Here is a 5,578-nt window from a genome sequence, read left to right as displayed (position 1 = left end):
GCCATGTCGCGTGCGAATGGCGCGCAACAGGTTGCAGAAGAATCGAAGAGGGTTTCGGAACAAGCGCTTAGCGAAGTGACGAAAACAGTTCAAACAGCGACAACAGCGCTTACGACGTCTCATGAAGCGAAGGAAGAAGCTAAAGCAGCGACGACAACGGCTAGCCTTGCGAAAGAGACAGCGGATACAGCCAATGGCTTAGCAGAAGAAGCCAAGAATACTTCTGATGCAGCGAAGCGCATGGCAGAAGAGACAAAAGCAGCAGTCGATAGAGCCTCAGGGGAAATCAATAGTACGAAAGGTTCCCTTTCTACGGCATTACAACGTTTTGAAGAGGTCAAACAGAGCAGTGAGAATGCTGTTAATTTATCGACCGAAGCCAAGAGGTTAGCCGATGAATCGAAGACCATTGCAACGCGTGCAGAACAAACAGCAAGAGAAGCTTCACAAACAGCAACAGAGACGACGCAAGTAGCAGCGACGGCGGTAGCAACGTGTCATGAAGTTAAGACTGTAGCCATGCAAGCAAGTCTAAAGGCAGATGGAGCCAAACAGGCAGCCGATGATGCCAAGGATATTGCAGAACAATCAAAAGAGTTATCAGAAGGTGCGACATCTTCTGTTAGAGAACTCACAAAAACAGCCTCACAAGTACAAGCGGGAGTAGAGACAGCATTAACAGCTTCAAGAGAAGCCAAATCACAATCAGAGGCAGCTGTAAGCACGTCAGAAGAGGCGAAAGGTTTAGCGGAAAAAGCGAATACGGCATCTACAGAGGCGCAAAAGGCATCAGAACAGGCATTAAGAGAAGCGACTTCTGCGAAAACAACAGCGGGCGGGGCATCTAGTATAGCCAATGATGCGAAAGGGATTGCTGAGGCAGCTAAAACATTATCAGAAGAAGCAAAACGGTTGGCAGCAGCATCACAGGAGACAGCAGAAACAGCAAAGGCTAAAGCCGAAAGTGTAGAGGCAGTTGCGAATGAAGCAAAATCTACAGCGACTACAGCATTAACAGAAGCAAGAGAAGCTAAGAGTACGGCATCTGAGGCGAAGGGTTTGGCGGAGGAAGCGAAAAGCGCCGTTGATAAGGCGACAGGGAAAGTAGAGCAAGCTGTAAAAGAGGCTAGCGATGCGAAATCTAAAGCAGAAAATTTAGAGACTGTTGCGACTGAGGCGAAATCCACGAGTGAACAAGCAAGTCAAACCGCCTCTAGTGCAAAAAGCTTATCAGAAGAAGCAAAAGAAGAAGCAAGGAGCGCCAAAGCGACAGCCTTAGAAGCCAAAAGTGCGTTGGATAGTGCACAGACGAAAGCCGAGCAAGCGCAACAGAGTGCAACAGAAGCAACACGAATAGCCAACGAAGCGAAGGTAGCAGCAGAAGCATCGGTGCGTTCAGGAGAAACGGCAGGTGAAGCGAGTGTGGAGGCGTTGAAGGGTATAGCTACAGCAGCAAAGAGTAAAGCGGAAGCAGCAGAGAAGGTAGCAGAAGAAACGAAAGGTGCTTTGGATGGTCTAAAACAATTAGCCAATAGTGCGAAGTCGACAGCGGACGAGGCAAAGAAGGTAGCTGATGGTGCACAAAAGAAGGCATCACAGGTAGAGACAGTAGCGGGTGAAGCTGAAAAGATAGCGAAAGAAGCCAAACAGACAGCTGGTTATGCTAACCATGAGGCGGCACAAGCGCGCAGTGAGGTAGAAAAGGCAAAAAGTACAGCTCATGAAGGATGGAGTAATGCCAATAAAGCGCAGGAAGTAGCAGGTGACGCTAAGACTATAGCAAGTTTAGCGCGGATGTATTCAGACGAAGCCAAGAAAAAAGCCGAAGCAGCAGACAACAAAGCTCATGAAGCGTGGAGTAATTCCCACAGCGCGAATGAAACAGCGAAGGACGCCAAGGTTATAGCAAGATTAGCGGAAACAGCAGGTGAAGAAGCCAAGAAAATAGCGGAGAAAGCCAATGACTACGCGTATGAAGCTAAGGGTGAAGTAGAGAAAGCCAAGGAAATAGCTAATAGTGCAAAATATGCAGCAGGAGAGGCGCAAAAGGCAGCTGAAACAGCGGGTAAAAAAGCCGCGTCTTTAGAAGCAGCCGCAGAAGAAGCACAAAAAATAGCAAAAGAAGCCAAACAGACAGCAGGTTATGCTAACCATGATGCGGAGCAAGCGCGTAGTGAGGTGGAAAAAGTAAAAAGCACAGCGAATGAAGCGTGGAGTAAAGCTTACGACGCGAATGAAGCAGCCAATAACGCTAAGACTATAGCAAGATTAGCAGAAATGGCAGGTGAAGAAGCCAAGAAAATAGCAGAGAAAGCCGATGACCGAGCGTATGAAGCCAAGAATGAAGTAGAAAAAGCCAAGGAAATAGCGAGTAATGCAAAATATATAGCAGAACAAGCGCAGAGGGCAGCCGAAACAGCGGGTAAAAAAGCAGCGTCTTTGGAAGAAGAAGCGGAAGAGGCACAAAAAATAGCCAAGGAAGCCAAGGAGTCTGCTGGTTATGCAAGACATGATGCGACGCAAGCGCGCAATCAGGCAGAAAATGCAGAGAAAATAGCCTCGTCTGCGAGGAGTAGGGTTATCGATATCAACCAAGTGGTTGAGAATTTTAAAGCCCCCGTAAGTTTAGCGCGGATGTACTCAGAAGAAGCCAAGAAAAAAGCCGAGTCGGCAGATTCACAAGCCTATCAAGCCAAGAGCGAAGCCGAAAAAGCCAAGGAAGTAGCCGATAGAGCGAAAAGGACAGCAGAAGAAGCCAAAACAACCGCCGATACAATGAAGAAAGAGCTTAGTGGTATCAAGAGTTCTCTGGAAACAGCGACAACAGCTCATACAGTAGCTTCACAGGCAAAAGCGCTAGCGGAAGAGGTAAACAATTTACTGAAACAGTCCAATTTAACGGTTCTTTCAATTTCCACGCCGTTTCTTATTGCAACAGGGAAAAAACAACTCACCTTGAAGAAAGGAACGCGTATAACCTTGGCATTAGGCAATGATACTTTGGTTGCAAGTTATACGGAAGATACAATAATAAACGTTTCTTCTATTTCGGCGGGGAAGGATTATTATGTTTATTTGGTTTCTGATGGAAGACAGTCTCATAAATTTGTTTTATCAGAAAACTCTACGTATCCAAGGAATTACACAGTGAGTAATTCGCGAAAGATAGGAGGGTTTCATACGCTTTGTGCGGATGTTGGTACGATTTCCGGTCATCCATTGTCTGGTTATAGAGCAGGGGATATTTTACCCAATTCAGTTTGGTGTCTCAATTACCGTCCGCATAGTTCACCAGAAGGTATGGTTTATGACCCCTCTACAGATCTTTGGGTTGATATTTATCTTCAATCAGGGACGGGTGAAAATACGAAATCAATGTATCGTACCAATATAACAACAAACCGTAATTATACCGAACATGTAACAGATATGGCGCGTGTTAAAAAATCTTTACTGAGTGATGAAGCGTTTGCTTCTGCTATGTATGGAAGCAATGAAAAGACACATATTGTTGGCAAGAAAGAACCAACCTCTAAGGTTTCAGGTGGATATAAGGATACGGCGAATCGTCGAATGATCTCGCATATCGGTTGTGAGGATGGTTGCGGTTATGTTTGGCAATTTTTATCGGGCACGTTTCCTATACCCATAAGCCGTACGCAAAATACGTTTGAAATGAGAGCATTTTTAGGGGGTGGTAGCTGGAGTAATACAACGGATAATGGGCGTTTTACTCGAGCCACCATGATCGTCAATGGTGGAAATGAACAAGTTGCGGCGCGTGGATGTAGCCATACGCGTCATTTTGTTTAGGAGGGAGAGATGATAGAATATCCAGAACATTTAAATAGCAAAGAAGATTATCTGAACATGCTTTCTTTTGACAAAGTTGAAACAGTAAGAAGGCTAGGGAATCTTTTAGCAACACGTTTTTATTGGGTTTTTGTTAAAGAGCTTGGAGAGGGAGAAGAGGGGATTGAAGATGACACGCATAAGGTTTGTCTAACAACAACCATGCCGTTTGATTCAAATGGTGATTTTGTAGAAAAGCGTTGTCAGTATGAATTACAGGAAAGCGACTATGCGCCGCTCTTTCAACTTGGCTTTCGTGTTGAAGAAGTCGAGCAGCTGATCAAAGAGCATAGCCAATAGAGATCATAAGAAAACATTTTTATGCCGCCTCACTTTTGTGGGGCTTTTTTTATGGAGCGTCAGATGAGAAAGATATCGAAAGAAGGATTAGAGCTTATCAAACAATGGGAAGGTTTGCGTTTAGAGGCATATAGAGACACGGCATGTGTCTGGACGATTGGTTATGGTCACACCAGCAATGCGGGTCACCCCCTTGTCAAAAAAGGCATGTGTATTAGCCAAAAGCAAGCAGAAGAAATCCTTTGTGAAGACTTAAAGCAATTTGAGCAGACGGTAGAGGAATCGGTGACGGTTTCGTTAACGGATTGCCAATTCGCGGCATTGGTCTCATTTTGCTATAATGTAGGAACAGCTGCTTTTCGCAAGTCAACCTTGTTGAAGAAGCTTAATCAAGGGGATTATGAAGCCGTACCCTTAGAATTACAGAAATGGAATAAGGTCGGTGGGAAGCCTCTTGCGGGTTTAGCCAACCGTCGAGCAGCAGAAGCGGGATTATGGGTAAAAGGGGCTTATGTTTCTTCGAATTATCAAAGGGTAGAAACGAAAACAGCAAGCGGTCTTTTAAAGATAGAAGCACTTGCCCCGATTATAGGGTCTTGTTCGGGGTTTGGAGGCTTGTTGGTTGGCAATGGTCCGGTGCAATGGGCTTTAGCAGGTATCATGGTTTTAGCGGCTGTAACGGGCATAGTGATTGTCGCCAAGCGGTTTGGGGAGCAACGCTTATGATTTTTTGGCTAAAGAAATATTCTCTTATGTTTACAGCGGCTTTAGCCGTTTTTTTTATGGCTTTAGCCAAGGCTTTTCAGCTTGGCAAGCAAAGCGAACGGCAAAAGCAAACAGAGAATGCTTTAAAGACAGCAACAACCCGTCTTGAGGTAGAAAATGAAGTTAATCGAAAAAGTGATGCTGGTGTGCGCTCTGAACTTTCTCGTTGGGTGCGCGGCAAATAGGTCTGTTTCTTGTGGTGGCTGGTTGCCCATTTATTTGGATAATCAGGATGTTGAGGTCATCAGTTCCAACCTTGCAAGAGATATTTTGAAGCATAACAAGCAGGGAGCCCATTTATGTGGTTGGAAAGATGGTCAAGAAACGAAGCAGCAAAGATAAAGATCTTACAGAAACAGAACAACAGCTCCTTCACGAGATGATAGAGACCTATCAAGGCTTAAAGATGATGTCACGCATCATGAAATTGATAGCCTTTATTGTCTTTATGTTTGTAATAGATTTTTCCCGTTGCGTGGACGCCATAGAGAATAGCTTCTCACATCTTAAAAGATGGATAACAAAAAGTTAGATATCAAATCTCTCCTTTAAAAATATGATGAAACAAGAATTTACACAAACATTGTTTGCGTGGATGGGTGGTAAACACTATCTGCGTAAGAAAATTATACCGATTTTAAATAATATTGACCACGAAACC

5 protein-coding genes and 1 pseudogene are annotated in these 5,578 nt (G+C 44.6%); all 6 read left to right on the top strand.

From position 1 onward, the window contains the following. Positions 1-3,813 (top strand): hypothetical protein (locus tag ACFINI_RS09260; protein WP_375647974.1); only part of this gene is annotated, 3,813 nt, incomplete at its 5' end. Positions 3,814-3,822: 9 nt separating this feature from the next. Further along, positions 3,823-4,152: a hypothetical protein gene (locus ACFINI_RS09255; RefSeq protein WP_375635140.1), complete on the top strand. Its 330-nt coding sequence runs from the start codon at positions 3,823-3,825 to the stop codon at positions 4,150-4,152. Between the two features lie 63 nt (positions 4,153-4,215). Next, positions 4,216-4,878 (top strand): lysozyme, encoded by a 663-nt coding sequence (locus ACFINI_RS09250; protein WP_375612676.1) that lies wholly within the window; start codon positions 4,216-4,218, stop codon positions 4,876-4,878. Further along, positions 4,875-5,102, top strand: a complete 228-nt coding sequence (locus tag ACFINI_RS09245; RefSeq protein ID WP_375611041.1) for a hypothetical protein — start codon at positions 4,875-4,877, stop codon at positions 5,100-5,102. The genes ACFINI_RS09250 and ACFINI_RS09245 overlap by 4 nt, the downstream gene beginning before the upstream one ends. Positions 5,103-5,218: 116 nt before the next feature. Then, entirely contained in the window at positions 5,219-5,449 is a 231-nt protein-coding gene (locus ACFINI_RS09240; protein WP_375647973.1) for a hypothetical protein, read from the top strand. Positions 5,450-5,473: 24 nt separating this feature from the next. Then, positions 5,474-5,578 (top strand): annotated as a pseudogene (locus ACFINI_RS09235) (DNA adenine methylase); the annotation flags it as partial.

It is taken from the genome of Bartonella sp. AA56HLJMS, assembly GCF_042197145.1.
In the GTDB taxonomy this organism is placed as follows: domain Bacteria; phylum Pseudomonadota; class Alphaproteobacteria; order Rhizobiales; family Rhizobiaceae; genus Bartonella.
The sequence above is the reverse complement of the archived record's forward strand: the minus strand, read 5'-3'. Positions and strand labels throughout refer to the sequence as shown.

Coding starts and splice junctions, on each gene's coding strand:
- ACFINI_RS09245 (WP_375611041.1), top strand. CDS start 4,875: ATGATTTTTTGGCTAAAGAAATATTCTCTTATGTTTACAGCGGCTTTA.
- ACFINI_RS09255 (WP_375635140.1), top strand. CDS start 3,823: ATGATAGAATATCCAGAACATTTAAATAGCAAAGAAGATTATCTGAAC.
- ACFINI_RS09250 (WP_375612676.1), top strand. CDS start 4,216: ATGAGAAAGATATCGAAAGAAGGATTAGAGCTTATCAAACAATGGGAA.